Annotated in this window: 39 protein-coding genes; 38 read left to right on the forward strand and 1 reads right to left on the reverse strand. The window is 33.7% G+C overall.

The genetic code is table 11. The features are described from left to right. The first annotated feature begins 2 nt into the window (after positions 1-2). From rplW to ctlX, 31 genes are all read left to right on the forward strand, one after another. Complete coding sequence (rplW, locus tag K6T82_RS17125; RefSeq protein WP_144217597.1) at positions 3-293, forward strand: 50S ribosomal protein L23; 291 nt, start codon at positions 3-5, stop codon at positions 291-293. A gap of 9 nt (positions 294-302) precedes the next feature. Continuing rightward, positions 303-1,127, forward strand: a complete 825-nt coding sequence (rplB, locus tag K6T82_RS17130) for a 50S ribosomal protein L2 (protein WP_008464287.1) — start codon at positions 303-305, stop codon at positions 1,125-1,127. Between the two features lie 6 nt (positions 1,128-1,133). Continuing rightward, positions 1,134-1,412 (forward strand): 30S ribosomal protein S19, encoded by a 279-nt coding sequence (gene rpsS, locus K6T82_RS17135; RefSeq protein ID WP_008464288.1) that lies wholly within the window; start codon positions 1,134-1,136, stop codon positions 1,410-1,412. Positions 1,413-1,420: 8 nt separating this feature from the next. Beyond that, positions 1,421-1,834 (forward strand): 50S ribosomal protein L22, encoded by a 414-nt coding sequence (rplV, locus tag K6T82_RS17140; RefSeq protein ID WP_007803631.1) that lies wholly within the window; start codon positions 1,421-1,423, stop codon positions 1,832-1,834. Positions 1,835-1,839: 5 nt separating this feature from the next. Then, positions 1,840-2,598 (forward strand): 30S ribosomal protein S3, encoded by a 759-nt coding sequence (rpsC, locus tag K6T82_RS17145; RefSeq protein WP_008464292.1) that lies wholly within the window; start codon positions 1,840-1,842, stop codon positions 2,596-2,598. Positions 2,599-2,616: 18 nt separating this feature from the next. Beyond that, positions 2,617-3,042 carry a 50S ribosomal protein L16 gene (rplP, locus tag K6T82_RS17150; RefSeq protein ID WP_017495016.1) on the forward strand — a complete coding sequence of 142 codons (426 nt, stop codon included), beginning with the start codon at positions 2,617-2,619 and terminating at the stop codon, positions 3,040-3,042. Positions 3,043-3,054: 12 nt separating this feature from the next. Beyond that, entirely contained in the window at positions 3,055-3,246 is a 192-nt protein-coding gene (gene rpmC / locus K6T82_RS17155) for a 50S ribosomal protein L29 (RefSeq protein WP_008464297.1), read from the forward strand. A 17-nt stretch (positions 3,247-3,263) separates the two neighbouring features. Then, positions 3,264-3,524: a 30S ribosomal protein S17 gene (gene rpsQ, locus K6T82_RS17160; RefSeq protein ID WP_012022485.1), complete on the forward strand. Its 261-nt coding sequence runs from the start codon at positions 3,264-3,266 to the stop codon at positions 3,522-3,524. Positions 3,525-3,526: 2 nt separating this feature from the next. Then, a complete protein-coding gene (rplN, locus tag K6T82_RS17165; RefSeq protein WP_007803649.1) occupies positions 3,527-3,895 on the forward strand; it encodes a 50S ribosomal protein L14 in 369 nt (122 codons plus the stop codon). A gap of 11 nt (positions 3,896-3,906) precedes the next feature. Further along, entirely contained in the window at positions 3,907-4,221 is a 315-nt protein-coding gene (rplX, locus tag K6T82_RS17170) for a 50S ribosomal protein L24 (protein ID WP_026727873.1), read from the forward strand. Between the two features lie 2 nt (positions 4,222-4,223). Further along, entirely contained in the window at positions 4,224-4,775 is a 552-nt protein-coding gene (rplE, locus tag K6T82_RS17175; RefSeq protein WP_012022484.1) for a 50S ribosomal protein L5, read from the forward strand. Between the two features lie 3 nt (positions 4,776-4,778). Next, entirely contained in the window at positions 4,779-5,048 is a 270-nt protein-coding gene (gene rpsN, locus K6T82_RS17180) for a 30S ribosomal protein S14 (RefSeq protein ID WP_008464305.1), read from the forward strand. Positions 5,049-5,153: 105 nt separating this feature from the next. Then, positions 5,154-5,552 carry a 30S ribosomal protein S8 gene (rpsH, locus tag K6T82_RS17185; protein WP_008464306.1) on the forward strand — a complete coding sequence of 133 codons (399 nt, stop codon included), beginning with the start codon at positions 5,154-5,156 and terminating at the stop codon, positions 5,550-5,552. 18 nt (positions 5,553-5,570) lie between these two features. Then, a complete protein-coding gene (gene rplF / locus K6T82_RS17190; protein ID WP_223708154.1) occupies positions 5,571-6,113 on the forward strand; it encodes a 50S ribosomal protein L6 in 543 nt (180 codons plus the stop codon). A gap of 11 nt (positions 6,114-6,124) precedes the next feature. Next, on the forward strand, positions 6,125-6,475 hold the full coding sequence (gene rplR, locus K6T82_RS17195) for a 50S ribosomal protein L18 (RefSeq protein WP_223708157.1): 351 nt from the start codon (positions 6,125-6,127) through the stop codon (positions 6,473-6,475). Positions 6,476-6,478: 3 nt separating this feature from the next. Continuing rightward, positions 6,479-7,003 carry a 30S ribosomal protein S5 gene (rpsE, locus tag K6T82_RS17200; RefSeq protein ID WP_085949269.1) on the forward strand — a complete coding sequence of 175 codons (525 nt, stop codon included), beginning with the start codon at positions 6,479-6,481 and terminating at the stop codon, positions 7,001-7,003. 10 nt (positions 7,004-7,013) lie between these two features. Then, on the forward strand, positions 7,014-7,196 hold the full coding sequence (rpmD, locus tag K6T82_RS17205; protein ID WP_008464315.1) for a 50S ribosomal protein L30: 183 nt from the start codon (positions 7,014-7,016) through the stop codon (positions 7,194-7,196). An 11-nt stretch (positions 7,197-7,207) separates the two neighbouring features. Next, positions 7,208-7,660, forward strand: coding sequence for a 50S ribosomal protein L15 (gene rplO / locus K6T82_RS17210; protein WP_109190654.1), 453 nt, complete (start codon positions 7,208-7,210; stop codon positions 7,658-7,660). Positions 7,661-7,673: 13 nt separating this feature from the next. After that, the gene (gene secY, locus K6T82_RS17215) at positions 7,674-9,020 is read left to right on the forward strand and encodes a preprotein translocase subunit SecY (protein ID WP_223708159.1); all 1,347 of its coding nucleotides are present in this window, start codon (positions 7,674-7,676) and stop codon (positions 9,018-9,020) included. Between the two features lie 7 nt (positions 9,021-9,027). Further along, positions 9,028-9,243: a translation initiation factor IF-1 gene (gene infA / locus K6T82_RS17220; RefSeq protein WP_007136545.1), complete on the forward strand. Its 216-nt coding sequence runs from the start codon at positions 9,028-9,030 to the stop codon at positions 9,241-9,243. A 12-nt stretch (positions 9,244-9,255) separates the two neighbouring features. After that, positions 9,256-9,372 carry a type B 50S ribosomal protein L36 gene (gene ykgO / locus K6T82_RS17225; RefSeq protein WP_002987490.1) on the forward strand — a complete coding sequence of 39 codons (117 nt, stop codon included), beginning with the start codon at positions 9,256-9,258 and terminating at the stop codon, positions 9,370-9,372. A 2-nt stretch (positions 9,373-9,374) separates the two neighbouring features. Further along, entirely contained in the window at positions 9,375-9,749 is a 375-nt protein-coding gene (gene rpsM, locus K6T82_RS17230) for a 30S ribosomal protein S13 (RefSeq protein ID WP_184165582.1), read from the forward strand. Positions 9,750-9,757: 8 nt separating this feature from the next. Next, positions 9,758-10,141 (forward strand): 30S ribosomal protein S11, encoded by a 384-nt coding sequence (gene rpsK, locus K6T82_RS17235; RefSeq protein WP_026727866.1) that lies wholly within the window; start codon positions 9,758-9,760, stop codon positions 10,139-10,141. Between the two features lie 92 nt (positions 10,142-10,233). Next, on the forward strand, positions 10,234-10,839 hold the full coding sequence (gene rpsD / locus K6T82_RS17240) for a 30S ribosomal protein S4 (RefSeq protein ID WP_008464326.1): 606 nt from the start codon (positions 10,234-10,236) through the stop codon (positions 10,837-10,839). Between the two features lie 21 nt (positions 10,840-10,860). After that, positions 10,861-11,853, forward strand: coding sequence for a DNA-directed RNA polymerase subunit alpha (locus tag K6T82_RS17245; protein ID WP_008464329.1), 993 nt, complete (start codon positions 10,861-10,863; stop codon positions 11,851-11,853). 62 nt (positions 11,854-11,915) lie between these two features. Continuing rightward, on the forward strand, positions 11,916-12,407 hold the full coding sequence (gene rplQ / locus K6T82_RS17250; protein ID WP_091496644.1) for a 50S ribosomal protein L17: 492 nt from the start codon (positions 11,916-11,918) through the stop codon (positions 12,405-12,407). A gap of 239 nt (positions 12,408-12,646) precedes the next feature. Continuing rightward, positions 12,647-13,756, forward strand: coding sequence for a glutamine-hydrolyzing carbamoyl-phosphate synthase small subunit (gene carA, locus K6T82_RS17255; RefSeq protein ID WP_223708162.1), 1,110 nt, complete (start codon positions 12,647-12,649; stop codon positions 13,754-13,756). Positions 13,757-13,867: 111 nt separating this feature from the next. Next, complete coding sequence (gene eno / locus K6T82_RS17260) at positions 13,868-15,160, forward strand: phosphopyruvate hydratase (RefSeq protein WP_223708164.1); 1,293 nt, start codon at positions 13,868-13,870, stop codon at positions 15,158-15,160. Between the two features lie 153 nt (positions 15,161-15,313). Further along, positions 15,314-16,591, forward strand: coding sequence for a citrate synthase (locus K6T82_RS17265; RefSeq protein ID WP_223708175.1), 1,278 nt, complete (start codon positions 15,314-15,316; stop codon positions 16,589-16,591). 62 nt (positions 16,592-16,653) lie between these two features. Beyond that, positions 16,654-17,568, forward strand: a complete 915-nt coding sequence (locus tag K6T82_RS17270; protein WP_223708178.1) for a dimethylarginine dimethylaminohydrolase family protein — start codon at positions 16,654-16,656, stop codon at positions 17,566-17,568. 78 nt (positions 17,569-17,646) lie between these two features. Further along, positions 17,647-18,582 carry a citrulline utilization hydrolase CtlX gene (gene ctlX, locus K6T82_RS17275; RefSeq protein WP_223708180.1) on the forward strand — a complete coding sequence of 312 codons (936 nt, stop codon included), beginning with the start codon at positions 17,647-17,649 and terminating at the stop codon, positions 18,580-18,582. Positions 18,583-18,659: 77 nt separating this feature from the next. Here ctlX and K6T82_RS17280 read toward each other — a convergent pair whose 3' ends face one another. Beyond that, on the reverse strand, positions 18,660-19,286 hold the full coding sequence (locus K6T82_RS17280; protein WP_223708182.1) for a MarC family NAAT transporter: 627 nt from the start codon (positions 19,284-19,286) through the stop codon (positions 18,660-18,662). A 150-nt stretch (positions 19,287-19,436) separates the two neighbouring features. Here K6T82_RS17280 and K6T82_RS17285 point away from each other — a divergent pair, with 150 nt between their 5' ends. From K6T82_RS17285 to K6T82_RS17315, 7 genes are all read left to right on the forward strand, one after another. Continuing rightward, positions 19,437-19,802, forward strand: coding sequence for a CoA-binding protein (locus K6T82_RS17285; protein ID WP_223708184.1), 366 nt, complete (start codon positions 19,437-19,439; stop codon positions 19,800-19,802). 135 nt (positions 19,803-19,937) lie between these two features. After that, a complete protein-coding gene (gene recR, locus K6T82_RS17290) occupies positions 19,938-20,558 on the forward strand; it encodes a recombination mediator RecR (protein WP_223708201.1) in 621 nt (206 codons plus the stop codon). A 71-nt stretch (positions 20,559-20,629) separates the two neighbouring features. Continuing rightward, on the forward strand, positions 20,630-21,424 hold the full coding sequence (locus tag K6T82_RS17295; RefSeq protein WP_223708204.1) for a polysaccharide biosynthesis/export family protein: 795 nt from the start codon (positions 20,630-20,632) through the stop codon (positions 21,422-21,424). An 11-nt stretch (positions 21,425-21,435) separates the two neighbouring features. Further along, positions 21,436-23,889, forward strand: coding sequence for a polysaccharide biosynthesis tyrosine autokinase (locus K6T82_RS17300; protein WP_223708213.1), 2,454 nt, complete (start codon positions 21,436-21,438; stop codon positions 23,887-23,889). 11 nt (positions 23,890-23,900) lie between these two features. Beyond that, positions 23,901-24,884: an SDR family oxidoreductase gene (locus K6T82_RS17305; RefSeq protein WP_223708215.1), complete on the forward strand. Its 984-nt coding sequence runs from the start codon at positions 23,901-23,903 to the stop codon at positions 24,882-24,884. Positions 24,885-24,913: 29 nt separating this feature from the next. Beyond that, positions 24,914-26,305, forward strand: a complete 1,392-nt coding sequence (locus K6T82_RS17310; RefSeq protein WP_223708217.1) for a UDP-glucose 6-dehydrogenase — start codon at positions 24,914-24,916, stop codon at positions 26,303-26,305. Between the two features lie 65 nt (positions 26,306-26,370). After that, positions 26,371-26,835, forward strand: a complete 465-nt coding sequence (locus tag K6T82_RS17315; protein ID WP_223708220.1) for a UpxY family transcription antiterminator — start codon at positions 26,371-26,373, stop codon at positions 26,833-26,835. The last annotated feature ends 152 nt before the right edge of the window (positions 26,836-26,987 follow it).

Consider the following 26,987-nt stretch of genomic DNA (forward strand, 5'->3'; position numbering starts at 1 on the left):
GTATGAGCATCATTATCAGACCTATAGTAACGGAAAAAGTAACCAAAGAAAGTGAAGTTCTAAACCGCTTCGGATTCGTTGTTGACAAAAAAGCAAACAAAGTTGAAATTAAGAAAGCTGTTGAGGCTGCTTATGGAGTAACTATCGTTTCTGTTAACACAATGAATGTGAGACCAGATAGATCTACTAAATACACTAAAAGTGGTTTAATCAGTGGAAAGACAAATGCAATTAAAAAAGCAATTGTTCAAGTACAAGAAGGAGAAACAATTGATTTTTACAACAATATCTAAGATAGAAAAATGTCAGTAAGAAAATTAAAACCTATTACCCCAGGTCAGCGATTTAGAGTTGTGAATGGTTATGACGCCATTACAACTGATAAGCCGGAACGCTCTTTGATAGCGCCGATAAAAAACTCTGGAGGTAGAAATAGTCAAGGAAAGATGACCATGCGTTATACGGGTGGTGGTCACAAGCAGAGATATCGTATTATTGATTTCAAAAGAACTAAAGATGGAATTCCAGCTACAGTGAAATCAATCGAATACGATCCAAATCGTACTGCGTTTATCGCTTTGTTAGCTTATGCTGATGGAGAGAAAACTTATATTATCGCTCAAAACGGATTGAAAGTTGGACAGAAATTAGTTTCTGGACCAGAATCTCAACCAGAGATCGGTAATACTTTACCTTTAAGCAGAATTCCTCTTGGAACTGTTATATCTTGTATTGAGTTACGTCCAGGACAAGGAGCTGTAATTGCTCGTTCAGCTGGAACTTTTGCTCAGTTAATGGCAAGAGACGGGAAATATGCAACAATTAAAATGCCATCTGGTGAGACAAGATTAATCTTGTTAACTTGTTCGGCTACAATTGGAGCTGTTTCTAACTCTGACCACCAATTAGTTGTATCTGGTAAAGCAGGTAGAACAAGATGGTTAGGAAGAAGACCTAGAACTAGACCAGTAGCGATGAACCCAGTTGATCACCCTATGGGAGGTGGTGAAGGACGTTCTTCTGGAGGGCACCCACGTTCAAGAAACGGATTGCCAGCTAAAGGTTACAGAACTCGTTCTAAGAAAAACCCGAGTAACAAGTATATCGTAGAACGTAGAAAGAAATAATAAGATATGGCACGTTCATTAAAAAAAGGACCTTTCGTTCATTATAAATTAGACAAGAAAGTTCAAGAAAACGTAGAAAGTGGTAAAAATGCAGTTGTTAAGACTTGGTCTAGAGCTTCAATGATTACTCCAGATTTCGTTGGACAAACTATCGCAGTTCATAACGGTCGTCAATTTGTACCAGTTTACGTAACAGAAAACATGGTAGGTCACAAATTAGGAGAGTTTTCACCAACTAGATCTTTTAGAGGTCATGCTGGAGCAAAAAATAAAGGTAAAAAATAAAAGAAGCAATGGGAGTTCGTAAAAGAGAAACAGCAGATGCGAGAAAAGAGGCTAATAAGTCTATCGCTTTCGCAAAATTGAATAACTGCCCTACTTCACCTAGAAAAATGCGCTTAGTAGCGGACTTGGTAAGAGGTCAGAAGGTAGAAAGAGCACTTAACATTTTAAGATTCAGTTCTAAAGAAGCTTCAAGAAAATTAGAAAAACTATTATTATCTGCAATCAACAACTGGGAGCAAAAAAATAGTGAAGGTAATTTAGAAGAAGCTGGATTATTTGTTAAAGAGATCAGAGTAGATGGTGGAATGATGTTAAAAAGACTTCGTCCAGCTCCACAAGGTCGTGCACACAGAATAAGAAAACGTTCTAATCACGTAACAATCGTGCTTGGAGCTATCAATAACACACAAAGCAATTCTTAAGCAGCATGGGACAAAAGACAAATCCAATTGGAAATAGACTTGGTATCATCAGAGGATGGGACTCAAACTGGTATGGTGGAAATGATTACGGCGATAAATTAGCTGAAGATCACAAAATCAGAAAGTATATCCACGCTCGTTTATCAAAAGCTAGTGTATCAAAAGTAATCATCGAGAGAACTTTGAAACTTGTAACCGTTACTATCACTACTGCTAGACCTGGTATCATTATCGGAAAAGGTGGACAAGAGGTAGACAAGTTAAAAGAAGAACTTAAGAAAGTTACTGACAAAGAGGTTCAAATCAACATCTTTGAAATTAAAAGACCTGAGTTAGATGCTTATCTTGTGGCGACAAGCATCGCTCGTCAAATCGAAAGCCGTATTTCTTACAGACGTGCAATCAAAATGGCTATTGCTGCTTCTATGCGTATGAACGCTGAGGGTATCAAAGTTTTGATTTCTGGTCGTTTGAATGGTGCTGAGATGGCGCGTTCGGAAGGTTTCAAAGAAGGTAGAATTCCTCTATCAACTTTCAGAGCTGACATTGATTATGCTTTGGCTGAAGCTCACACTACTTACGGTAGAATGGGTATCAAAGTATGGATCATGAAAGGTGAAGTTTACGGTAAGAGAGAACTTTCTCCACTTGCTGGAATGGACAAAAAACAATCTGGTACAGGTGGTGGTAAAGGTGGAGATGCTCCTAGAGGCAAATCTAACTTTAACAAAGGCGGAAAACCAGACGCTCGTAAAAGAAAGTAATTTTTAAACTAAAGAAAAATGTTACAGCCTAAAAGAACAAAATACCGTAAGGTACAAAAAGGTAAAATGAAAGGTAACTCTCAAAGAGGGCATGAACTTTCTAATGGAATGTTTGGTATTAAATCTGTACATGAAGATGGAATGTTCTTAACTTCTCGTCAAATCGAAGCTGCACGTATCGCTGCAACTCGTTACATGAAGAGAGAGGGACAATTATGGATTAAAATTTTCCCAGACAAACCTATTACTAAGAAACCTCTTGAAGTACGTATGGGTAAAGGTAAAGGAGCAGTTGAGTATTGGGCTGCTGTTGTTAAACCAGGAAGAATTATGTTTGAAGTTGGAGGAGTTCCATTGTCAGTTGCAAAAGAGGCTTTGCGTCTTGCAGCTCAAAAACTTCCAGTAAAAACTAAGTTCGTCGTTGCTAGAGATTTCGAAGCATAATTTATATTTATTATGAAACAATCAGAAATAAAAGATCTTTCTGCAGCGGAGTTGCAAGAAAAGCTTAGTCAAACTAAGAAAGTATATGCTGACCTAAAAATGGCTCATGCTATCTCTCCAATTGCTAACCCACTTCAAATTAGAAGCGTTAGAAGAACAGTTGCAAGATTAGCTACAGAGTTAACTAAAAGAGAGTTACAATAATTGTATTCTGCTGAAAGATGGAAGAAAAAAGAAATTTAAGAAAAGAAAGAATAGGTGTTGTTACTTCAAATAAGATGGATAAATCTATCGTTATTTCTGAAGTAAGAAAAGTAAAACACCCATTATACGGTAAGTTCGTGTTGAAAACTAAGAAATATGTTGCACACGACGAAACAAACGACTGTAACATTGGAGATACTGTAAGAATTAGCGAAACGCGTCCTTTAAGTAAAACAAAATGTTGGAGATTAGTTGAAATCTTAGAAAGAGCTAAATAATTATGGTACAACAAGAATCAAGACTAAAAGTAGCAGATAACACGGGAGCTAAAGAAGTTTTAACTATTCGTGTTTTAGGAGGTACTAAAAGAAGATATGCCTCTGTTGGTGACAAAATTGTAGTTTCTATCAAAGATGCAACTCCAAACGGAAACGTGAAAAAAGGAGCTGTTTCAACTGCAGTTGTTGTACGTACTAAAAAAGAAGTGAGAAGAGCTGATGGTTCTTATATCCGTTTCGATGACAATGCATGTGTTCTTTTGAACGCTGCAGGGGAAATGAGAGGAACTCGTGTTTTTGGTCCGGTAGCAAGAGAACTTCGTGAAAAACAATTCATGAAAATTGTATCATTAGCACCAGAAGTGCTTTAATTCGTTTTAAGATGATAAAGCTAAAAATAAAATCAGGAGATATCGTAAGAGTTATTGCTGGAGACCATAAAGGTGCTGAAGGTAAAGTTTTACGTGTTTACCGTGAAAAAAACAAAGCGATCGTTGAAGGTGTAAACATGGTTTCTAAACATACTAAACCAAGTGCTAAAAACCCTCAAGGTGGTATCGTTAAGAAAGAAGCTTCTATTCAAATTTCTAACATTGCTTTAATTGATCCTAAAACTAAGGAGACAACTAGAGTAGGTATTAGAGTAGAAGGAGATAAGAAAGTAAGATTTTCAAAAAAATCTAATCAAGTACTATAGTAATGGCATATACACCTAGACTAAAAGAAGAATATAAGAGTAGAGTAATCTCTGCTCTTAAAGAAGAGTTCGGATATACAAACGTAATGCAAGTTCCTAAACTTGAAAAAATCGTTTTGAGCCGTGGAGTTGGTGCAGCTGTATCTGATAAAAAACTTATTGACTATGCAGTTGATGAGTTGACAAAGATCACTGGACAAAAAGCAGTTTCTACAATTTCTAAGAAAGACGTTGCGTCTTTCAAATTGAGAAAAGGAATGCCTATTGGAGCAAAAGTTACTTTACGTGGAGAAAGAATGTATGAGTTTTTAGATAGACTTATTACTTCTGCTTTACCACGTGTAAGAGATTTCGGTGGTATTAAAGCTACTGGTTTTGATGGAAGAGGTAACTACAATCTTGGAGTTTTAGAGCAAATCATTTTCCCAGAAATTGATATTGACAAAGTAAACAAAATTTCAGGAATGGATATTACTTTTGTTACTACTGCAAAAACAGACAAGGAAGCAAAGTCATTATTGGCTGAATTAGGATTACCTTTTAAAAAGAATTAAGACATGGCTAAAGAATCAATGAAAGCCCGCGAGGTGAAAAGAGAGAAAACGGTAGCTAAGTATGCTGAGAAGAGAAAAGCTTTATTAGAAGCTGGAGACTACGAAGGATTACAAAGATTGCCTAAAAATGCTTCACCAGTTCGTTTACACAATCGTTGTAAATTAACAGGTAGACCTAGAGGTTATATCCGTCAATTTGGTATTTCACGTGTAACTTTCCGTGAAATGGCTAATAATGGATTAATTCCAGGAGTTAAAAAGGCTTCTTGGTAATCTCGCAATAAGTTATTACTTTTGCAAACCAAAAAATAATTTTTAATTGATTAAAGGTTCGGGAAACGAGTGTTTCCCGAAAACCATAATCGCAATCAAATACATATGTATACAGATCCTATTGCAGATTATTTGACTAGAGTTCGTAACGCTGTGGCTGCAAACCACAAAGTTGTTGAAATTCCAGCATCTAATCTTAAAAAAGAGATAACTAAGATCTTATTTGATCAAGGTTACATCTTAAGTTACAAATTTGAGCAGAATACTGTACAAGGTTCTATCAAAATTGCTTTGAAGTATGATAAAGATACTAAAGAGCCTGTAATTAAAGATATCCAAAGAATTAGTAAACCTGGTTTACGTAAGTACGCAGGTGCTGCCAAATTACCAAGAATCCTTAATGGGTTAGGAATTGCTATTGTTTCTACATCAAAAGGTTTGATGACAGGAAAACAAGCTAAGCAATTAAATGTAGGTGGTGAAGTAATTTGTTACGTATACTAATTTTAAACACTAGAAAAGATGTCAAGAATAGGTAAAAGCCCAATTGTAATCCCTGCTGGTGTAACTGTTGAAGTTAAGGACGGTGTAATTACAGTAAAAGGAAAAAGAGGTCAACTAGTTCAGGAGTTTTCGGACGTAACTGTAAAAGTTGAAGGCGATCAAGTTTTAGTAGAAAGATCGTCTGATCATAAAGACCATAGAGCAAAACACGGATTATTCAGATCTTTGATCAATAATATGATTGTTGGTGTGTCTGAAGGTTTCACAAAAGAACTAGAATTAGTTGGAGTTGGTTATAGAGCTTCAAACCAAGGTCAAAAATTAGATTTAGCTCTTGGATATTCTCACAATATTGTTTTAGAAATTGCTCCTGAAGTAAGTTTAGAAACAATATCTGAAAAAGGTAAGAACCCAATCGTAAAATTAACATCATTAGATAAACAACTTTTAGGTCAAGTTGCTGCGAAAATCAGAGGTTTCCGTAAGCCAGAGCCATATAAAGGAAAAGGTGTTAAATTTGTGGGTGAAGTATTAAGAAGAAAAGCAGGTAAATCAGCTTAAAATATAAGATTATGTCATTAACAAAATCTGAAAGAAGACAGAGAATTAAATTCAGAATTAGAAAATCGGTTAGTGGTTCTGCTGCAAGACCTAGACTTTCTGTTTTTAGAAGTAATAAAGAAATTTACGCTCAACTTATTGATGATGTAAATGGAGTTACTATATTAGCTGCATCTTCAAGAGAAAAAGAAATAGGAAACGGTACTAACGTTGAAGTAGCTGCTGCTGTTGGAAAATTGGTTGCAGAGAAAGCGTTAAAAGCTGGAATTGATACCATCACTTTTGATAGAGGTGGATATTTATACCACGGTCGTATTAAATCATTAGCAGAAGGCGCAAGAGCCGCTGGACTTAAATTCTAATATATTATGTCTAAATACAAAAATGTAGAATTGGTAAAACCTAGTGGTCTTGAACTTAAAGATCGTCTAGTTAGTGTTAATCGTGTTACTAAGGTTACAAAGGGAGGTAGAGCTTTTGGTTTTTCTGCTATTGTAGTTGTAGGTGATGAAAATGGAGTAGTTGGTCACGGATTAGGAAAATCTAAAGACGTTTCTGAAGCAATTGCGAAAGCAGTAGAAGATGCTAAGAAAAACTTAGTTAGAATTCCTTTGAATGGTCAATCTGTTCCTCACGAACAAAAAGGTAAATTTGGTGGTGCACGCGTATTCTTAATTCCAGCATCTCATGGTACTGGAGTTATCGCTGGTGGAGCTGTTCGTTCAGTTCTTGAGTCAGTAGGTATTCACGATGTATTGTCTAAATCTCAAGGATCATCAAATCCACATAACGTAGTAAAAGCAACTTTTGATGCTTTATTGCAAATGAGAAGCGCTCATACTGTTGCAAAACAAAGAGGTGTTTCTTTAGAGAAAGTTTTTAAAGGTTAATTAGGAAATTATGGCTAAATTATTAGTAAAACAAGTAAGAAGCAAAATCAACTGCCCTCTTTCTCAAAAGAGAGGTTTGGAAGCTTTAGGTCTACGTAAAATTGGACAAGTTGTGGAGCATGAGTCAAATCCTGCTATCCTTGGGATGATAAACAAAGTTAAACACTTAGTTTCTGTTGAAGAAGCTAAATAACAAATACTGTTATGAATTTAAGTAACTTACAACCTGCTGAGGGATCTACACACAATCAAAATAAAAGATTAGGTAGAGGAGAAGGTTCTGGAAAAGGTGGTACCGCTGCACGTGGACACAAAGGAGCTAAATCTCGTTCTGGTTATTCTAAAAAGATTGGATTTGAAGGAGGGCAGATGCCACTTCAAAGACGTGTACCTAAGTTTGGTTTCAAAAACATCAATCGTAAAGAATACGAAGGTGTTAATTTAGATACTCTTCAATTATTAGTAGATAATGGTGTGATTACTGATTCTGTTTCAATGACAGATTTCGTAGCAAATCGTCTAGCTACTAAAAATGAAATCGTTAAGATTTTAGGTAGAGGAGAATTGAAAGCAAAATTAAAAGTAACTGCCCACAAATTTACTGCTACTGCAAAAGCTGCTATTGAAGCTGCTGGTGGAGAAGCTGTAACTATATAACTTATCTATTAAGATGAAGAAATTTATTGAATCAATAAGTAATGTTTGGAAAATCGAAGAACTAAAAAATAGAATCTTAATTACATTAGGATTACTTTTAGTATATCGTTTTGGAGCACACGTTACGCTTCCTGGAATTGACGCAACGCAATTGACTGGTTTAGCGGGACAAACTAAAAATGGTCTAGGATCTATTCTAGACATGTTCACCGGGGGTGCTTTCTCTAAGGCTTCAGTTTTTGCCTTAGGTATCATGCCTTATATTTCTGCGTCTATTGTTGTTCAGTTGATGGGAATTGCGATTCCATATTTACAAAAACTTCAAAATGATGGAGAAAGTGGTAGAAAAAAGATTAATCAAATCACTCGTTGGTTGACAATCGCTATCACATTGGTTCAAGGTCCAACTTATATCTATAATTTATACAGAACATTGCCTAGTAATGCATTTTTGCTAGGCTTTAATTCTCCTGAATTTTTGTTCTCTTCTGTTATTATCTTAGTTACAGGTACAATTTTTGCTATGTGGCTTGGAGAGAAAATTACAGATAAAGGTATTGGAAATGGTATTTCATTGTTAATTATGGTTGGTATTTTAGCTCGTTTACCACAAGCTTTTATCCAAGAGTTTACAACTCGTGTGACCAATAACAATGGAGGTCCAATGTTATTAGTTATTGAAATTATTGTGTGGCTATTAGTTATCATTTCTTGTGTATTGCTTACAATGGCAGTACGTAGAATCCCAGTTCAATACGCTCGTCGTACTACAACTGGAGATTATGAGCAAGATTTGGCAGGAGGTAACAGACAATGGATTCCTTTAAAGCTTAATGCTTCAGGAGTTATGCCTATCATTTTTGCTCAGGCAATTATGTTTATCCCTTCAGCTGTGGCTGGGCTGTCTAAATCAGATACATCACAATCAATTGTTGGTGCATTTAGTAATATGTTTGGTTTCTGGTATAATTTTGTTTTTGCAACTTTAATTATTGTATTTACATTCTTTTATACTGCAATCACTGTACCTACTAACAAAATGGCTGATGATTTAAAGAGAAGCGGTGGTTTTATTCCGGGTGTTCGCCCAGGAGCTGAAACTTCTGATTTCCTTGATAAAGTGATGTCTTTAATAACTTTCCCAGGATCTTTATTCCTTGCTTTGATTGCTGTGTTCCCAGCTATTGTTGTAAGTATTATGGATGTACAACAATCTTGGGCAATGTTTTTTGGAGGTACCTCTTTAATAATTATGGTTGGTGTTGCAATAGATACTATTCAACAGATCAATTCATACTTGTTAAACAAACATTATGATGGTTTAATGAAGACTGGTAAAAATAGAAAAGCGGTAGCTTAATATATTTATGGCAAAACAATCAGCAATAGAACAAGACGGATCAATTATTGAAGCATTGTCAAATGCTATGTTCCGTGTAGAGTTAGAAAATGGACATATTGTAATTGCTCATATTTCTGGAAAGATGCGAATGCATTACATCAAATTATTACCTGGTGATAAGGTGAAACTAGAAATGAGTCCTTATGATTTGTCAAAAGCAAGAATTACTTATCGATATTAAAGGATATTCACTATGAAAGTTAGAGCATCAGTAAAAAAGAGAAGTGCCGAGTGCATTATCGTGCGTAGAAAAGGGAGACTGTACGTAATAAACAAAAAGAATCCTAGATTTAAACAAAGACAAGGATAATTATGGCAAGAATAGCAGGGGTAGATATCCCAAAAAACAAAAGAGGTGTTATCGCACTTACCTACATCTTCGGATTAGGAAAAAGTAGAGCTGTTGAGATTTTAGAAAAAGCTCAAGTTAGCCAAGATAAAAAAGTTCAAGATTGGAATGATGATGAAATCGGAGCAATTCGTGAAGCTGTTTCATTTTACAAAATTGAAGGAGAATTACGTTCTGAAATTTCTTTAAACATTAAACGTTTAATGGATATTGGATGTTACAGAGGTATTCGTCACAGATCTGGTCTTCCATTAAGAGGACAAAGAACTAAAAACAACTCAAGAACAAGAAAAGGTAAAAGAAAAACTGTTGCTAACAAGAAAAAAGCAACTAAATAATAAGTAATATGGCTAAAGCAACTGCAAAAAAACGTAAAGTTATCGTTGAATCAACGGGTGAGGCTCATATTTCTGCCACTTTTAATAACATTATTATTTCTTTGACTAATAAGAAAGGTGAAGTTATCTCTTGGTCTTCAGCTGGTAAAATGGGTTTCAGAGGTTCTAAAAAGAACACTCCTTATGCGGCTCAAATGGCAGCAGAAGATTGCGCTAAAGTAGCACTTGAGGCAGGACTTAAAAAAGTGAAAGTTTATGTAAAAGGACCAGGTAACGGACGTGAGTCTGCTATCCGTTCTATTCATAACGGTGGAATTGAAGTTACTGAAATTATTGATGTTACTCCAATGCCACACAACGGATGTCGTCCTCCAAAAAGACGTAGAGTTTAATTTTTTATTTTTATAGTATAAACAAGGTAGAACATAGATTATCGAAGGATTAGACCTGAATTCATAATTTCTACCTTAAAATTTTTTTTAAAATGGCAAGATATACTGGTCCTAAAACCAAAATCGCTCGTAAATTTGGCGAGGCAATCTTCGGAGATGATAAATCTTTCGAAAAAAGAAATTACCCACCTGGACAACACGGGATGGCTAAAAAAAGAGGAAAAAAGTCTGAGTACGCTGTTCAGTTAATGGAAAAGCAAAAAGCTAAATATTCTTACGGAATTTTAGAAAAACAATTCAGAAACTTATTCGAAAAAGCATCAGCGACTAAAGGAGTTACTGGTGAAGTTTTATTACAATTATGCGAAGCAAGATTAGATAATGTTGTTTTTAGAATGGGAATTGCTCCATCTAGAAGAGGTGCGCGTCAAATCGTATCTCACAGACACATTACTGTAAATGGAGAGGTTGTTAATATTCCTTCTTACCACCTTAAGCCTGGTGATAAAGTTGCAGTTCGTGAAAAATCTAAATCTTTAGAAGCTATCGAACGTTCTTTATCAAATTCAAGTCATGTTTATGAATGGATTACTTGGAACAATGATCTTAAAGAAGGAACTTTCGTTTCTGTACCTGCGAGACTTCAAATTCCAGAAAACATTAAAGAACAATTAATCGTAGAGTTGTACAACAAATAATAATTGACTTAGTCGAAATTTATGGCAATATTTAATTTTCAAAAGCCCGATAAAGTTATCATGATCGATTCAACCGATTTTGAAGGTAAATTCGAATTTAGACCTTTAGAACCTGGTTATGGATTGACAGTTGGTAATGCACTTAGAAGAGTTTTGCTTTCAGCGTTAGAAGGTTATGCAATTACATCTGTTCGTATCGAAGGTGTAGATCATGAGTTTTCTACTATTTCAGGTGTTGTTGAGGATGTTACCGAAATTATCCTTAATCTAAAACAAGTACGTTTCAAACGTCAAATTGAAGATATCGATAATGAATCAGTTACTATTTCTGTTTCTGGTAAAGATCAATTGACAGCTGGTGATTTTCAAAAATTTATCTCAGGTTTCCAAGTTCTGAATCCAGACCTTGTTATCTGTAATTTAGATTCTAAAATCAAATTGAATTTCGATTTAACTATCGAAAAAGGTAGAGGATACGTGCCTGCTGAAGAGAACAAAAAACAGAATGCTGCAATTGGAACGATTTTTACAGATTCTATTTTTACTCCGGTAAAAAATGTAAAATATGCAATCGAAAACTTCCGTGTAGAGCAAAAAACAGATTACGAAAAATTAGTTTTTGAAATTAAAACTGATGGTTCTATCAATCCAAAAGATGCTCTTACTGAAGCTGCTAAAGTTTTAATTCACCATTTCATGTTGTTTTCTGACGAAAGAATTACACTTGAGGCTGACGAAATTGCACAAACAGAATCGTATGATGAAGAGTCATTGCATATGAGACAATTGCTTAAAACTAAGCTTGTTGATATGGATTTATCTGTGAGAGCATTAAATTGCTTGAAAGCGGCTGAAGTTGATACACTTGGTGATTTAGTATCTTTCAATAAAAATGACCTAATGAAATTCCGTAATTTCGGTAAAAAATCTTTAACTGAACTTGATGAACTTGTTGCAGTGAAGAATTTAACTTTCGGAATGGATTTAGCTAAATACAAATTAGATAAAGAATAATTTACTTCATATTTTGCTCTCCATAGTGGATTGTAGCAAGATGAAGATAAAAAAAACACGTCATGAGACACGGAAAAAAAATCAACCACTTAAGCAGACAGACTGGACATAGAAAAGCTATGTTGGCTAATATGGCTTGTTCTCTTATCGAGCACAAACGTATTAATACTACTGTTGCTAAAGCTAAAGCGCTTAAACAATTCGTTGAGCCTTTAATTACAAAATCAAAAGAGGATACGACTCACAACCGTCGTATTGTTTTTGCTTACTTACGTAACAAATACGCTGTAACTGATTTGTTCAGAGATGTTGCTGCTAAAGTTGGAGACCGTCCAGGTGGATACACTCGTATCATTAAAGTTGGAAATCGTTTGGGAGATAACGCTGATATGGCGATGATCGAACTTGTTGACTTCAATGAACTTTACAACGGAGGTAAAAAAGAAGTTAAAAAAGCGAAAAGCCGTCGTGGTGGTAAAGCTAAAAAAGCTGAAACTGCTGCTCCAGAAGCTCCTGCTGCTGAAACAGAAACGACTACTGAAGCTTCTGAATAATTATGAGAGTAATCATTCTATAATATTAAAGGATAAACTAATTTTTAGTTTATCCTTTTTTTTTGATTTTTTTAAAACTAAAAATCTAACTTATTTAAAATGGTCGGTTTTATTTTTACCATTGAAAGTTTTAAAAAATCTTGGAAGGACTGTCTTAAAGAAGTAAATTTGCAAAATATCTAATTACAAATGAAGTTTTACTTCATACACAATTAAAAAAAAACAATACAAATTAAAGAATGAAATACACAACACGACAAAGCGCCATTTTATTACTAAGTGATGGAACTGTTTTTCATGGAAAGTCTATCGGTATTAGCGGTAAAACTTTTGGTGAAGTTTGTTTTAATACTGGAATGACCGGATATCAAGAGATCTTTACAGATCCTTCATACTTTGGACAGATTATGGTTACTACTAATCCGCACATCGGGAATTATGGTATAAATGATTTAGAAGTTGAATCAGACAGCGTGAAAATTGCTGGTTTAGTTTGTAAAAATTTTAGCTTTAATTATTCAAGAACAGGTGCTTCTGGAAGCTTGGAGGATTATTTTGCTAAACAAAATTTAATCTGTATCTCTGATGTAGATACTAGAGCTTTGGTTAGTTACATCCGTGATAATGGTGCAATGAATGCTGTTATCTGTACAGATGGAACTTCGATTGAAGATCTTAAAAAAGAATTGGATAATGTTCCAAATATGGAGGGTCTTGAGTTAGCATCAAAAGTGTCTACGAAAGAGCCTTATTTTGTTGGGGATGAAAATGCTACTTATAAAATTTCGGCACTTGATCTTGGGATTAAAAAGAACATTTTAAGAAACTTTGCGAAAAGAGATTGTTACATTAAGGTTTTTCCTTATGATACAACATACGAAGAACTAAGTGCATTTAATCCTGATGGTTATTTCTTGTCAAATGGACCTGGTGATCCAGATCCACTTCATGGAGTAATTGAGGTGGCTAAAAATATTATTGCAGATGACAAACCTTTGTTTGGTATTTGTTTAGGACATCAAATTATCGCTTTGGCTAATGGAGTTCAGACTTACAAAATGTTTGGCGGACACCGAGGAATTAATCATCCTGTAAAAAACCTTCTTACAGGTAAAGGTGAAATTACTTCTCAAAATCACGGGTTTGCTGTGAAAAGAGAAGCATTAGAAGGTCATCCAGAGCTAGAATTGACTCATATACATTTAAATGATGATACTGTTGCAGGTATGAGAATGAAGAATAAGAATTGTTTTTCAGTACAATACCATCCAGAAGCTAGTCCGGGACCACACGATTCTTCCTATTTATTTGATCAATTTGTGGAGAATATTAAAACTAGCAAAGCCTAAAACGATGTAGTTAATAAATAAAGGTGTTTAATAACTAGAATGCGTTTATAGTATCAAATAATTTTATAATTTCGAAAAAAAAATATAATTTATTAATAAAAAACAAAAATAATGAGTATTATAATTAAAGTTCACGCAAGACAAATTCTTGATTCTAGAGGTAATCCTACTATTGAAGTAGATGTAGTAACTGAAAATGGAGTTTTAGGTAGAGCTGCGGTTCCATCTGGAGCTTCAACTGGAGAGCACGAAGCTGTTGAATTACGTGATGGAGGTAAAGCTTATCTAGGTAAAGGTGTTTTGAATGCAGTGAATAATGTAAATACTGTTATTGCTGAAGAATTAGTTGGAACTTCTGTTTTCGAACAAAACACAATTGACCAATTAATGATTGATTTAGATGGTACTCCAAACAAATCTAAATTAGGAGCTAATGCTATTTTAGGTGTTTCTTTAGCTGCTGCAAAAGCTGCTGCTAACGAACTTGGTTTGCCGTTATACAGATATGTAGGTGGAGTTTCTGCTAATACATTACCAGTTCCGATGATGAACATCATCAATGGTGGTTCTCACTCTGATGCGCCTATCGCATTCCAAGAGTTTATGATTTTCCCTGTAAAAGCAACTTCTTTTACACATTCTATGCAAATGGGAACTGAAATTTTCCACAGTTTGAAAAAAGTATTACACGATAGAGGTTTAAGTACTGCTGTTGGTGATGAAGGAGGTTTTGCTCCAAACTTGGCTGGTGGAACTGAAGATGCTTTAGATACTATCAAATTAGCTGTTGAGAAAGCAGGATATACTTTCGGTGACGAAATTATGATCGCTCTTGACTGTGCTGCTTCTGAGTTTTATGTAAACGGAAAATACGATTACACTAAATTTGAAGGAGAAACTGGAAAAATTAGAACTTCTGAAGAGCAAGCTGAATACTTAGCTGAGCTTGCTGCTAAATATCCAATTATTTCTATCGAAGACGGTATGTACGAAGATGATTGGGATGGATGGAAAGCTTTAACTGAAAAAATTGGAGATAAAGTACAATTAGTAGGTGATGATTTATTCGTAACTAACGTTGCTCGTTTGTCAACTGGTATCGAGAAAGGAATTGCTAACTCTATCTTAGTAAAAGTAAACCAAATTGGTACTTTAACTGAAACTATTGCGGCTGTAAACATGGCTAAAAATGCTGGTTATACATCTGTAATGTCTCACCGTTCAGGAGAAACTGAAGATAATACAATTGCAGATTTAGCTGTTGCTTTAAACTGTGGTCAGATTAAAACTGGTTCTGCTTCTCGTTCAGATCGTATGGCTAAATACAATCAATTATTAAGAATTGAAGAAGAATTAGGAAGTACAGCTTACTTCCCTGGTTTAAAAGCTTTCAAGATTAAATAATCATAAGAGTTATATTAAGACAAACCATTCATTTTCTAATGAATGGTTTTTTTTTGGAGTTTTAACAAATTCATAGCAGTATTCTTTTTTTAATTAGTCTTAAATTCATTAGATTTGGTAAATTATTATTTAAAGAATTATTTCCAAGATATTATGTCAAAAATAGCTACATTAGAAATAGATGGTAAAAAAATTGAACTTCCAGTAATCACAGGAAGTGAAAATGAATCAGCTATCGATATTAACAAATTACGTGATTTAACAGGTGTTATTACAATTGATCCAGGTTATAAAAACTCAGGATCTTGTACAAGTGAAATCACTTTCCTAGATGGAGAAGAAGGAATTTTACGTTACAGAGGATATTCAATAGAAGATTTAGCAGAAAAAGCTAGTTTCTTAGAAGTTTCTTATCTTTTGATTTTTGGAGAATTACCAACTGCTACACAATTAGAAGATTTTGAAAATAATATTAGAAAACATTCTTTGGTAAACGAAGAAATGAAAAATATTATTGACGGTTTTCCAAAGACAGCACATCCAATGGGAGTATTATCTGCTTTAACAAGTGCTTTAACAGCATTTAATCCAAAGGCAGTAAACGTTGATAACGAAAAAGAAATGTACGAAGCTATTTGTAAAACAATGGCTAAATTTCTTGTAATTGCTACATGGACTTACAGAAAGTCAATGGGGTATCCATTAAACTACTACGATAATACAAAAGGATATGTGGAAAGCTTTATGCAATTAATGTTTAAATTGCCTACAGGACCTTATACTGCAAATCCAGTGATTGTAAATGCTTTAGATAAGTTGTTTATTCTTCATGCTGATCACGAGCAAAACTGTTCTACTTCTACAGTTAGAATGGTAGGTTCTTCTCATGCAGGTTTATTTGCTTCAGTTTCTGCAGGAGTTTCTGCTCTTTGGGGACCGCTTCATGGTGGAGCCAACCAAGCAGTACTTGAAATGTTGGAAGAAATCAACAAAGATGGTGGAGATACAGATAAATTCTTAGCAAAAGCAAAAGATAAAAATGATCCTTTCCGTTTAATGGGATTCGGACACAGAGTCTACAAAAACTTCGATCCAAGAGCAAAAATCATCAAAAAAGCGGCAACAGAAGTATTAGAAACTTTAGGTGTTGAAGATCCGATTTTAGATATCGCAAGAAAATTAGAAAAAGCAGCTCTTGAAGACGAGTACTTCAAAGCAAGAAACTTATATCCAAACGTAGATTTCTATTCTGGAATTATCTACAGAGCTTTAGGAATTCCAACAGATATGTTTACAGTAATGTTCGCTATCGGAAGACTTCCGGGTTGGATTGCGCAATGGAAAGAAATGCGTGAAAACAAAGAGCCAATTGGAAGACCAAGACAAATTTATACTGGACATCCTTTAAGAGAGTTCAAGTCTAATAAATAAAAAACGAAAGCTTCACTTAACTGTGAAGCTTTTTTTATATTTGCTCAAAATATAATAGAGTTATGTTGCAATTAAATGTAAAGAACGAAACATCGCGGCTTCGCGCCGTAGTTTTGGGTTCTGCTGTTCATAATGGGCCGACTCCAACACTGGAGGAAGCTTATGATCCTAAATCATTGGAACATATTAAGGCAGGAACTTATCCTGTAGAAGAAGATATGGTTGCTGAAATGGATGCTTTTAATGCTGTTTTTCAGAAATATGCTGTAACTGTTTATCGTCCAGAAATGATCGAAAATTACAATCAAATATTTGCTAGAGATATTGGTTTTGTAATTGATAATATTTTTGTGAAATCTAATATTCTACCCGACAGAGAAAGAGAGTTAGATGCAATTCAATATGTAATAGATCAAATTGATCCTTTAAAAGTAGTTCGCCCTCCTGAAGAAGTTCATATCGAAGGAGGAGATGTAATGCTTTGGAACGATCATATTTTTATCGGAACTTATAAAGGAAGTGATTATAAAGATTACATTACTGCAAGAACTAATATGCATGGTGTGAATTTTATCAAAGAATTATTTCCAAATAAAATTGTAAAAGAATTTGATTTAGTAAAATCGAAACTAGAAGCAAGAGATAATGCATTGCATTTGGATTGCTGTTTTCAACCCGTTGGAAAAGATAAAGGTATTATCTATAAAAGAGGTTTCCGTGAAGAAGCAGATTATCTTTATTTGGTAAAACTTTTTGGAAAAGAAAACTTGTTTCATATTGAAAGAAATGAAATGTACAATATGTTTTCGAATGTGTTTTCAATTGATGAAAATGTAGTGGTTTCTGAAAAGAATTTTACAAGATTGAATAACTGGCTTCGTGAAAAAGGTTTTACTGTTGAAGAAATTCCATACGCCGAAATTGCTAAGCAAGAAGGTTTATTGAGATGTTCAACTTTGCCATTAATTAGAGACTAAAAAAGTTTCAAGTTTCATGTTACAGGTTTTCTGTTGCGAACTTGAAACTTGAAACCTGAAATAAAAAATATAAAAATCATGAAACAAACAACTAATGCTATCGTGATGATTCGTCCAGTTGCATTCAGAATGAATGAGCAGACAGCTGTAAATAATTATTATCAAAAGGTTTTAGACGGGCTTTTGCCAAGTACTGTTAATGCGAAGGCACAACAAGAATTTGATGCTTTTGTTGAAAAGCTTCGTGGAGTTGGAGTTGATGTAACTGTTGTAGATGATAATTTAGAAACCGATACTCCTGATAGTATTTTTCCAAACAATTGGGTTTCATTTCACGAAAATGGGGATGTAGCTTTATATCCAATGTTTGCAGAAAACCGTCGTCAAGAACGTCGTGAAGATATTTTAGATACTTTGGAAGAAAAAGGATTTGAAATTGCAAATATCATGGATTACACGTCTGCGGAAGAAGATGGTATTTTTTTAGAAGGAACAGGGAGTTTATTGCTAGATAGAGCAAACGGAAAAGCATATTGCGCATTATCGCCAAGAGCAGATGAGGAACTTTTTATAGAATTCTGTGAAGATTTTGATTATGCTCCAGTTATTTTTGAAGCATTTCAAACTGTTGATGGAGAACGTAAACTAATTTATCACACCAATGTGATGATGTGTTTAGGAGAAACCTTTGCAGTTATTTGCGCGGATTCTATTGATGATAAAAAAGAACGAAAAATGGTTCTTGATAATCTTAAAGAAGATAAAAAAGAAATCATTTTAATTACAGAAGACCAAGTAAATAATTTTGCAGGAAATATGCTTGAAGTTCGCGGTGCAAATGATAAGAGATATATTGTAATGAGTGCTTCTGCACATCAAAGTTTAACTCCAAAACAAATCGCTCAATTAGAAAATCATGCTGAAATTTTGAGTTCAAGTTTAGATACAATTGAGGCTTGCGGAGGCGGAAGTGCAAGATGTATGATGGCTGAAGTTTTCTTGCCAAGAAGCTAGAATAAAAATGTAAAAAGAAAAAGGGATAAAATCATCAATGATTTTATCCCTTTTTCTTTTTAGAAATATTTTTTGAATTAAAAATTTCCTTTAATAATATTTACAATTGCACTGACAATATATTGAATTCCAATTGAAATAACTATAAAACCAACAATCCTGGAGATGGCAACAATTCCTGATGCTCCTAGAATTCTAGCTAAGTAATGTGCACTTTTTAGAATCGCAAAAATAGCAATCGCAATTGCAAGGATTGCTAATGAAGAAATTATGATTTCATTTAATTCATGATGTTCTTGATAAAAAGCAATTAGCAGCGACATAGATCCAGGGCCTGCAAGCATCGGAATTGCAAGGGGGGTTAAAGCGATGTCATTTCTTTGTTGCGCTTCATTTTCTATTTTCTTGTTGATTCCTCGTTTTTTGTTGAATTTTCCAGAAAGTAATGAAAATCCTGAATTTACAATTACAATTCCGCCCGCAATTCTTAAGGCGTCAATGCTAATTCCGAAAAAAGTTAGCACGTATTGACCAATAAAATAAGAAACTAATAATATGATAAACACATTGATAGCAGTCCAAAGAGAAATTCTGGATCTTTCTTTTTGCGAATCGTGTTGAGTCAGTCCAACAAAAATTGGCACAGTTCCGATTGGGTTTAATACTGAGAATAAAGCAGCAAACAGGTAAATGAATAATTCCATATAATTTGGGTTTGTGAGGTAAAAATAGTTATTTTTTGATGTTTTTGAGTAAATAATGTTAGGATAATCTTTTGGCCGCTACTGATTCTGAATCAAACACATAGAATTAAATGGTTCTTTTTGATTACTTTTGCATTCTAAATAAAAACAATGAAAAGTAAAAAAACATTAGTTATAGGTGCATCTACAAATCCAGAACGTTATTCTTATAGAGCTGTAAATATGTTAGTTGGAAAAGGTCATTCTGTTTTAGCAATTGGCCAAAAAGCGGGTGAAGTTGCTGGAATAAAAATTCAGACTAAAGCAATTCCTGTGAAGAATATAGATACGATTACTTTGTATCTGAATCCTGTTCGTCAGCGAGATTATTATAATTATATTATTGAAGCTCAGCCAAAAAGAGTGATTTTTAATCCTGGTACTGAAAATCCAGAATTGTATCAATTGTTAGAATTAAATGATATTCAGATTGAAATAGCTTGTACTTTGGTTTTATTGGCTACAAGTCAATATTAAAAATGATAACTAAGATTAGGTTGTTTATTGATGATTTGGCAGTCGACTTTTTATAATAAATCTACTCTTGCAAGATGAGGCGAAATTAATTGCGGGAATGCGGGCTAAACCATTAAAAGTATTACTTTTGTCGTCATGGAATTTTCATCAAAATTAATTGAAAAAGCGGTTAACGAAATGTCACAATTACCTGGAATTGGTAAGCGTACAGCACTTCGTTTGGTTCTTCATTTGTTAAAACAACCAAAAGAACAGACTTCTTTTCTGTCGCAAGCATTAATTAACATGCGTGAAGATATTAAGTTTTGCGAAAATTGTCACAATATTTCTGATACTAAAGTTTGTGAAATATGCGCCAATGTGCTTAGAAATCATGAAACAATCTGTATCGTTGAAGATATTCGAGATGTAATGGCAATTGAAAATACTGGACAGTATAAGGGAATTTATCATGTCCTTGGCGGAAAAATTTCGCCTATCGAAGGAGTTGGGCCGAATCAGCTAAATATTTCGAGCTTAGTAGATAAGGTGAAATCAGGAAAAGTAGTAGAAATTATTTTTGCATTAAGCTCTACCATGGAGGGAGATACCACAAATTTTTATATTTATAAACAAATTGCAGGTTCAGGAATTGTTGTTTCAACAATTGCAAGAGGAATTGCTGTTGGAGATGAATTAGAATATGCAGATGAAATAACTCTTGGCAGAAGTATTCTTCATCGGGTTCCTTTTGAAAAAACATTTAAAAATAATTAACTAAAGCCCAATAATATTCAGGTTTTCCAGATATTTAATAGGAGGACTATATTTGCGATAAAATTAAACTAATGACAAAAAACAGTTTTTATCTATTGTTGCTGATCTCCGTATTATTTACGTCATGTATCCCAATGAAAGATTTAGTTTATCTTCAGGATAAAAGTTCATCAAGTGAGCAAACCAATATTGCTGCGGTAGAAGCAAAACCTTATCGATTACAGGTAAATGATGTTTTAAGTATTAATATAAAAGCTATCGATCCAAAATTGGTGGCTATTTTTAATACAACGAGTAATCAAAATGATCAATCTGTACAATCAGAATCTGCTTTGTATTTTAATGGATTTACAGTAGATGATCATGGGAATATTAGAATTCCAATTTTGGGAGAAATGAACGTGATTGGTTATACGGTTGAAGAAGTGAGGTTAAGAATTGAAAAAAAATTACTAGAAGAGTATTTTAAAAGTGAGGCTAACCTTTTTGTTACTGTAAAATTAGCAGGCCTTAGATATACAATAAATGGTGAAGTTGGATCGACGGGAACAAAAGTAATATTTAAAGATAACGTAACTATTTTAGAAGCGATTGCTAATTCAGGAGATATTACAACTGTTGGTAATAGAAAAGAGGTTTCTGTAATTCGTCAGACACCAACGGGTGTTCAGATGCATAATATTGATCTGACTGATGTTAATGTAATGAAATCTCCGTATTACTATTTACAACCCAATGATTATATCTATGTTAAGCCTTTAAGACAAAAAACATGGGGAACAGGTCAGACGGGAATACAATCAATTGGAACTATAATAACATTATTGTCATTAGCTACAACGGTTTACCTTATTATAAAAAATTAAAGATTTAAAAAATGTTAGATATTAAAGATTTTTCCATTTTTGAAAATCATTCCAATTTTGATTTTAAAGGTCTTTTGTTGAAGATTATTAGCTACTGGAAATGGTTTGTTATTAGTTTGATCATTGCATTTACGATTGCTTATCAAGTAAATATTCGTAAAGAGAAAATTTACGGAATGCAGACAATGATTTCCATTAAAGAAGAAAGCAATCCGTTTTTTACATCTAATACAAGTCTAGTTTTTAATTGGGGAGGAGTATCGGATCAGGTTAATGGAATTTCAACGATTCTTAAATCAAGATCGCACAACGAATTAGTGGTAGATAAACTCCAATTTTACATTGATTATTTAGAACAGGGAAAATATAATTATGTGGACTCTTATGGAGCTGTTCCTTTTTTTGTTGATATTGATAAAACAAAAGGGCAGATTGCAGGTGCATTAATAAGTATAAAATTTCTGAGCGAAAATGAATATCTAATTACTATACCTTTTGAAAATAGTTCAGTTCCGTTAATTATATATAGTAATAATACAAATAGCGATACCTCTGTAAAACCAGAAATTTTTTCAAAAAAGTTTAAAGTTGGAGAGCGTGTCAATTTGCCTTTTCTAAATTGGAAATTGCAAATTACAGATAATCCTGGTTTTTATAAAGGAAAGGAATATTTTGTCCGCTTTAATGGTTTTGATGGAACGGTTGCTGGATATAGAGGGATTAGTGTTGAAGGAGATAGGAATGGTGGATCTATATTGACACTGTCTATGCAGGGAAGAAATAAAGCGAGAATGGTAGAATATTTAAATGCTACTGTAAGAATGCTTATAAAAATCCAGCTTGACGGGAAAAATCAGTTTGCAACAAATACTATTAGATTTATAGATAGTACTTTGGTCGCAATGGAATCCCAGTTGAAACAAACAGGAAATGAACTGAAGACTTTTCAAAAAGACAAAAATATTTATGAGATCGAAGATGGTGGATCTAAGGTTTCAGATAAAATAATGAATTTCGATCTTGAAAAAGATCAGATAACAAGAAAGATAGCTTACTATAACTCTTTAAAATCGTATTTAAATAATAGTGTTGATTACTCCAGATTGCCAGCTCCTTCAGTTGCAGGAATTGAAGATCCAAACATTGTAGCCAATATTGCTAAGTTAATAGCGCTTTCTACTCAGAGGTCTGAGATGGCTTATGCTGTAAAGAGCGAAAAAATCTTTAGAGATTTTGATAATCAAATGGAAGCAGTAAAAAATGTGCTTCAGGAAAATATTGCTTCTGCAAAAGTGTCATTGGTTTCTGATTTAGGTATGCTAAATGCTAAAATTGGGCAAGCTGAGGGTGTTGTAAAGAAATTGCCTGCAGAACAGCAAGAGTTGTTAAAAATTAAAAGGAAGTATGATTTAAACGATAACATTTACACAGAATTTCTCCAAAAAAGAAATGAAGCTGAAATTGTCAAAGCGTCAAATTTATCAGACATACATTTCATTGATCCTGCCAAGGATATTGGGGATGGATTAATAGGGCCAAAAACTTCTGTGAATTATGTTTTAGCTTTATTCTTAGGGACACTAATTCCGTTATTATTTGTTTTTGGGATTTTCTTTATAAATAATTCAATTCAAAATACAGAAGATATCAGTAATTTAACTCAAATACCACTTTTGGGAGTAATTGGTATAAACAAAAACTCTAGTAGTCTAGCTGTGTTTGATAAACCTAAATCGGCACTTTCGGAGGCTTTTAGAGGAATTCGTTCCTCATTGCAATTTTTGTACAAGAAACAGCAGGTTAGCGGTTCTAAGACTTTAATGATTACTTCGTCAATAAGTGGTGAAGGAAAAACATTCTGTTCTATCAATATAGCGACCGTTTTTGCTTTAAGTGAGAAGAAAACTGTTATTGTAGGTTTAGATTTAAGAAAACCAAGATTGGCGGACGAATTTCAATTAAACACATCTTTAGGAGTAGTTAATTATCTTATAAGACAAAATAGTTTAGAAGAAATAACAAATTCGACTGAGATTCCAAATCTGGATGTTATACTTTCAGGACCAATTCCGCCAAACCCTTCAGAGCTAATACTCGGAGATGCTATGAAAGAGTTGATAGAGGAGTTGAAACAAAAGTACGATTACATAATTTTAGATACTCCACCAGTAGGATTGGTTGCAGATTCGCTAGAATTGGTGCAGTTTGCAGATGTTACATTGTACATCGTTAGGCAAAATCATACTAAGAAAGAAATGATTACGTTGTTAAATACCAGAATAAAACGCGGCGAATTAAGTAACGTCAGTATCGTATTAAACGGTTATGAGAACAAAGCCAAATACGGTGCAGGTTATGGTTATGGATACGGTTATGGATATGGTGCATACGCAAATGGGTATCACGAAGAGGAAATTAGGTCTGGATTTTGGAAGACATTCTTAAATAAATTTAGAAAAAAATAAATCTTTAATAAATGGAAAAAGTGATAAAAAATACAATCTTAATTACAGGAGGAGCGGGATTTATTGGTTCAAATTTGACTGAATATTTTTTAGGATTGGGTTATAAGGTTGTCTGTCTAGATAATTTTTCTACAGGACATCGTCACAATTTAAAAGATTTTTTAAGCAATCCGAATTTCAAATTAATTGAAGGTGATATTCGAAATTTAGAAGATTGTATTCTGGCTGTTAAAGAAGCAGATTATGTGTTGCATCAAGCTGCTTTAGGTTCTGTACCTCGTTCTATAAAAGATCCAATTACTACAAATGATGTGAATGTTTCTGGTTTTCTGAATATGCTTACGGCGGCTCGTGATGCTAAAGTCAAACGTTTTGTTTATGCGGCAAGTTCTTCTACATATGGAGATTCGCAAGGATTGCCAAAAGTTGAAGCTGTTATTGGTAAGCCTCTGTCTCCTTATGCAATTACTAAATATGTGAATGAATTATATGCTGAAATTTTTAGTAAAACTTATGGGTTGGAAACTATTGGACTTCGTTACTTTAATGTTTTTGGAAGAAAACAAGATCCAAATGGAGCATATGCTGCAGTAATTCCAAAATTTGTAAAACAATTTATTAGTTATGAAAGTCCAGTAATTAATGGAGATGGAAATTACTCTCGTGATTTTACATACATTGATAATGTGATTCAGATGAATGAATTGGCGATTACGTGTCAAAATCCAGAGGCAATTAATACCGTTTACAATACTGCTTTTGGTGATAGAAATACATTAAATGATTTAGTGAAATATTTAAAACAATACTTGTCAGAGTTAGATCCAAAAATAAATGATGTTCAGGTTGTTTATGGAGAAAATAGAGCAGGTGATATTCCGCATTCACTAGCCAGTATAGAGAAGGCAAAAAAAATGTTAGGTTACAATCCACAATATTCTTTGCAACAAGGTTTGAAAGAAGCTGTTGGTTGGTATTGGAACAATTTAAAATAAATTAAAAGATCAAGATAATAATAGATCAAATGAAAATTACAAAAATTTGCTGCATAGGTGCAGGATATGTTGGTGGACCTACAATGGCGGTTATAGCTCAAAAATGTCCACATATTCAGGTTACAGTTGTTGATTTAAATGAACAAAGAATAGCAGACTGGAATGACCCAAATCCTGAAAACATTCCGATTTATGAGCCTGGTCTTTCAGAAATTGTTTCAGAAGCAAGAGGTAGAAATCTATTTTTTTCGACTGATGTTGATAAAGCAATAGATGAAGCACAAATGATATTTATTTCGGTAAATACGCCAACCAAAACTTACGGAAAAGGAAAGGGAATGGCAGCAGATTTAAAATATATTGAATTATGCGCAAGGCAAATTGCTAAAGTTGCAAAGCAAAATAAGATAGTAGTTGAAAAATCAACTTTACCAGTTCGTACAGCCGAAGCAATTAAGAGTATATTGGATAATACAGGAAATGGAGTTCAATTTCAAATTTTATCAAATCCGGAGTTTTTAGCTGAAGGTACAGCTGTAACTGATTTGTTGAATCCAGATAGGATTTTAATTGGAGGTGATACAACTCCGGAGGGAGAGGAAGCAATAAATGCTTTAATTGAAGTTTACTCAAATTGGGTAAGTAAAGATAGAATTTTAACAACAAACGTTTGGTCTTCGGAATTGTCTAAACTTACAGCAAATGCTTTTTTAGCGCAACGTATTTCATCAATTAATGCAATGTCTGAACTGTGCGAAAAAACAGGAGCAAATGTATCTGAAGTAGCGAAGGCAATAGGAATGGATAGCCGAATTGGATCTAAATTTTTGAAAGCCTCAGTGGGTTTCGGAGGTTCTTGCTTTCAGAAAGATATTTTGAACTTAGTTTACATAGCTAAATCCTACGGTTTAAGCGAAGTTGCAGATTATTGGGAACAAGTTATTATTATGAATGATCATCAAAAAAGACGATTTTCAAATAAAATTGTTCAGACTTTATATAATACTGTTGCAGATAAAAAAATTGCATTTTTAGGATGGGCTTTTAAAAAAGACACCAACGACACAAGAGAATCTGCTGCAATTTATGTTGCTGACGATCTAATAAATGAACAAGCACGTATTTCGGTATACGATCCAAAAGTTTCACAAAATAAAATGCTAAACGATTTGGATTACCTTGAAACAAGATCAAAACAAGATAATGCAAATTATTTAAATGTATTTGATAATGCTTATGAAGCTTGTAAAGATGCTCATGCAGTTGCCATTTTAACAGAATGGGATGAGTTTGCAACTTATGATTGGAAAAGAATTTATGATGCCATGCATAAGCCAGCATTTATTTTTGATGGAAGAAATATATTAGATGCCAAACAGTTAGAAGAAATTGGTTTCGTTTATAATGGAATAGGTTCGTAAATTTGTATTGAAAGAAGGAAAAAATTTGAGGCAGTATATTTTGCTGTCTCGTTGTAAAAAAAAAGATGAATTGGTACGTAGTTTATACAAAGCCTAAGTGGGAGAAGAAAGTTGCGGATAAGCTTAGTCAATTAGGAATTGAATGCTATTGTCCAATTGTGACACAAGTTAGACAGTGGTCCGATCGCAAAAAGAAAGTCGAAGTGCCTCTTTTTAACTCCTATGTTTTTGTTCAATTAACAGACGCTGATCGAAATTCGGTTTTTCAGGTACCGGGAGTAGTAAGATATTTGTTCTGGCTCGGAAAGCCTGCAATTGTAAAAGATCAGGAAATCGAAAATATAAAAAAAAGTCTTAAAGCACCAAATATTAGTGATGTCTCTGTTTCTGAAATTCAAGTGGGTGATAAAATCAAATTAGAATCTGGGGCATTTACCAATCAAAGTGCTATTGTGCAGGAGGTCTCAAATAATTATTATATTCTAGTTTTAGAAACTTTAGGATGTGTTCTGAAAATAAAATATAAATAACAGCGTTATCAAGTAAAATTAAACAGAAGAAAATGTCTTTTTTTAGATTTTTTTCTTCTGTTTTTTTTATAAAGTAAATATTTACATCCTGATTAATAAGGTATTGTGCTTTAGTGCTTTTTTATTAACAATTTCTTTTTAAGGATTACGTG

It is taken from the genome of Flavobacterium potami (assembly GCF_020026915.1).
GTDB lineage: Bacteria > Bacteroidota > Bacteroidia > Flavobacteriales > Flavobacteriaceae > Flavobacterium > Flavobacterium potami.

Excerpts from the sequence above, each read along its gene's own strand:
- rpsS (WP_008464288.1), top strand. The coding sequence starts at position 1,134 with ATGGCACGTTCATTAAAAAAAGGACCTTTCGTTCATTATAAATTAGAC.
- K6T82_RS17295 (WP_223708204.1), top strand. The coding sequence starts at position 20,630 with ATGACAAAAAACAGTTTTTATCTATTGTTGCTGATCTCCGTATTATTT.
- K6T82_RS17300 (WP_223708213.1), top strand. The coding sequence starts at position 21,436 with ATGTTAGATATTAAAGATTTTTCCATTTTTGAAAATCATTCCAATTTT.
- rplQ (WP_091496644.1), top strand. The coding sequence starts at position 11,916 with ATGAGACACGGAAAAAAAATCAACCACTTAAGCAGACAGACTGGACAT.
- rpsC (WP_008464292.1), top strand. The coding sequence starts at position 1,840 with ATGGGACAAAAGACAAATCCAATTGGAAATAGACTTGGTATCATCAGA.
- rplE (WP_012022484.1), top strand. The coding sequence starts at position 4,224 with ATGGCATATACACCTAGACTAAAAGAAGAATATAAGAGTAGAGTAATC.
- rplR (WP_223708157.1), top strand. The coding sequence starts at position 6,125 with ATGTCATTAACAAAATCTGAAAGAAGACAGAGAATTAAATTCAGAATT.
- rplP (WP_017495016.1), top strand. The coding sequence starts at position 2,617 with ATGTTACAGCCTAAAAGAACAAAATACCGTAAGGTACAAAAAGGTAAA.
- rplN (WP_007803649.1), top strand. The coding sequence starts at position 3,527 with ATGGTACAACAAGAATCAAGACTAAAAGTAGCAGATAACACGGGAGCT.
- K6T82_RS17305 (WP_223708215.1), top strand. The coding sequence starts at position 23,901 with ATGGAAAAAGTGATAAAAAATACAATCTTAATTACAGGAGGAGCGGGA.
- rplW (WP_144217597.1), top strand. The coding sequence starts at position 3 with ATGAGCATCATTATCAGACCTATAGTAACGGAAAAAGTAACCAAAGAA.
- eno (WP_223708164.1), top strand. The coding sequence starts at position 13,868 with ATGAGTATTATAATTAAAGTTCACGCAAGACAAATTCTTGATTCTAGA.
- recR (WP_223708201.1), top strand. The coding sequence starts at position 19,938 with ATGGAATTTTCATCAAAATTAATTGAAAAAGCGGTTAACGAAATGTCA.
- carA (WP_223708162.1), top strand. The coding sequence starts at position 12,647 with ATGAAATACACAACACGACAAAGCGCCATTTTATTACTAAGTGATGGA.
- rpsH (WP_008464306.1), top strand. The coding sequence starts at position 5,154 with ATGTATACAGATCCTATTGCAGATTATTTGACTAGAGTTCGTAACGCT.
- infA (WP_007136545.1), top strand. The coding sequence starts at position 9,028 with ATGGCAAAACAATCAGCAATAGAACAAGACGGATCAATTATTGAAGCA.
- K6T82_RS17245 (WP_008464329.1), top strand. The coding sequence starts at position 10,861 with ATGGCAATATTTAATTTTCAAAAGCCCGATAAAGTTATCATGATCGAT.
- rpmC (WP_008464297.1), top strand. The coding sequence starts at position 3,055 with ATGAAACAATCAGAAATAAAAGATCTTTCTGCAGCGGAGTTGCAAGAA.
- K6T82_RS17315 (WP_223708220.1), top strand. The coding sequence starts at position 26,371 with ATGAATTGGTACGTAGTTTATACAAAGCCTAAGTGGGAGAAGAAAGTT.
- K6T82_RS17285 (WP_223708184.1), top strand. The coding sequence starts at position 19,437 with ATGAAAAGTAAAAAAACATTAGTTATAGGTGCATCTACAAATCCAGAA.
- secY (WP_223708159.1), top strand. The coding sequence starts at position 7,674 with ATGAAGAAATTTATTGAATCAATAAGTAATGTTTGGAAAATCGAAGAA.
- rplO (WP_109190654.1), top strand. The coding sequence starts at position 7,208 with ATGAATTTAAGTAACTTACAACCTGCTGAGGGATCTACACACAATCAA.
- rplV (WP_007803631.1), top strand. The coding sequence starts at position 1,421 with ATGGGAGTTCGTAAAAGAGAAACAGCAGATGCGAGAAAAGAGGCTAAT.
- rplX (WP_026727873.1), top strand. The coding sequence starts at position 3,907 with ATGATAAAGCTAAAAATAAAATCAGGAGATATCGTAAGAGTTATTGCT.
- rplB (WP_008464287.1), top strand. The coding sequence starts at position 303 with ATGTCAGTAAGAAAATTAAAACCTATTACCCCAGGTCAGCGATTTAGA.
- K6T82_RS17270 (WP_223708178.1), top strand. The coding sequence starts at position 16,654 with ATGTTGCAATTAAATGTAAAGAACGAAACATCGCGGCTTCGCGCCGTA.
- rpsN (WP_008464305.1), top strand. The coding sequence starts at position 4,779 with ATGGCTAAAGAATCAATGAAAGCCCGCGAGGTGAAAAGAGAGAAAACG.
- ctlX (WP_223708180.1), top strand. The coding sequence starts at position 17,647 with ATGAAACAAACAACTAATGCTATCGTGATGATTCGTCCAGTTGCATTC.
- K6T82_RS17280 (WP_223708182.1), bottom strand. The coding sequence starts at position 19,286 with ATGGAATTATTCATTTACCTGTTTGCTGCTTTATTCTCAGTATTAAAC.
- rpsQ (WP_012022485.1), top strand. The coding sequence starts at position 3,264 with ATGGAAGAAAAAAGAAATTTAAGAAAAGAAAGAATAGGTGTTGTTACT.
- K6T82_RS17265 (WP_223708175.1), top strand. The coding sequence starts at position 15,314 with ATGTCAAAAATAGCTACATTAGAAATAGATGGTAAAAAAATTGAACTT.
- ykgO (WP_002987490.1), top strand. The coding sequence starts at position 9,256 with ATGAAAGTTAGAGCATCAGTAAAAAAGAGAAGTGCCGAGTGCATTATC.
- rpsM (WP_184165582.1), top strand. The coding sequence starts at position 9,375 with ATGGCAAGAATAGCAGGGGTAGATATCCCAAAAAACAAAAGAGGTGTT.
- rpsK (WP_026727866.1), top strand. The coding sequence starts at position 9,758 with ATGGCTAAAGCAACTGCAAAAAAACGTAAAGTTATCGTTGAATCAACG.
- rpsD (WP_008464326.1), top strand. The coding sequence starts at position 10,234 with ATGGCAAGATATACTGGTCCTAAAACCAAAATCGCTCGTAAATTTGGC.
- rplF (WP_223708154.1), top strand. The coding sequence starts at position 5,571 with ATGTCAAGAATAGGTAAAAGCCCAATTGTAATCCCTGCTGGTGTAACT.
- K6T82_RS17310 (WP_223708217.1), top strand. The coding sequence starts at position 24,914 with ATGAAAATTACAAAAATTTGCTGCATAGGTGCAGGATATGTTGGTGGA.
- rpmD (WP_008464315.1), top strand. The coding sequence starts at position 7,014 with ATGGCTAAATTATTAGTAAAACAAGTAAGAAGCAAAATCAACTGCCCT.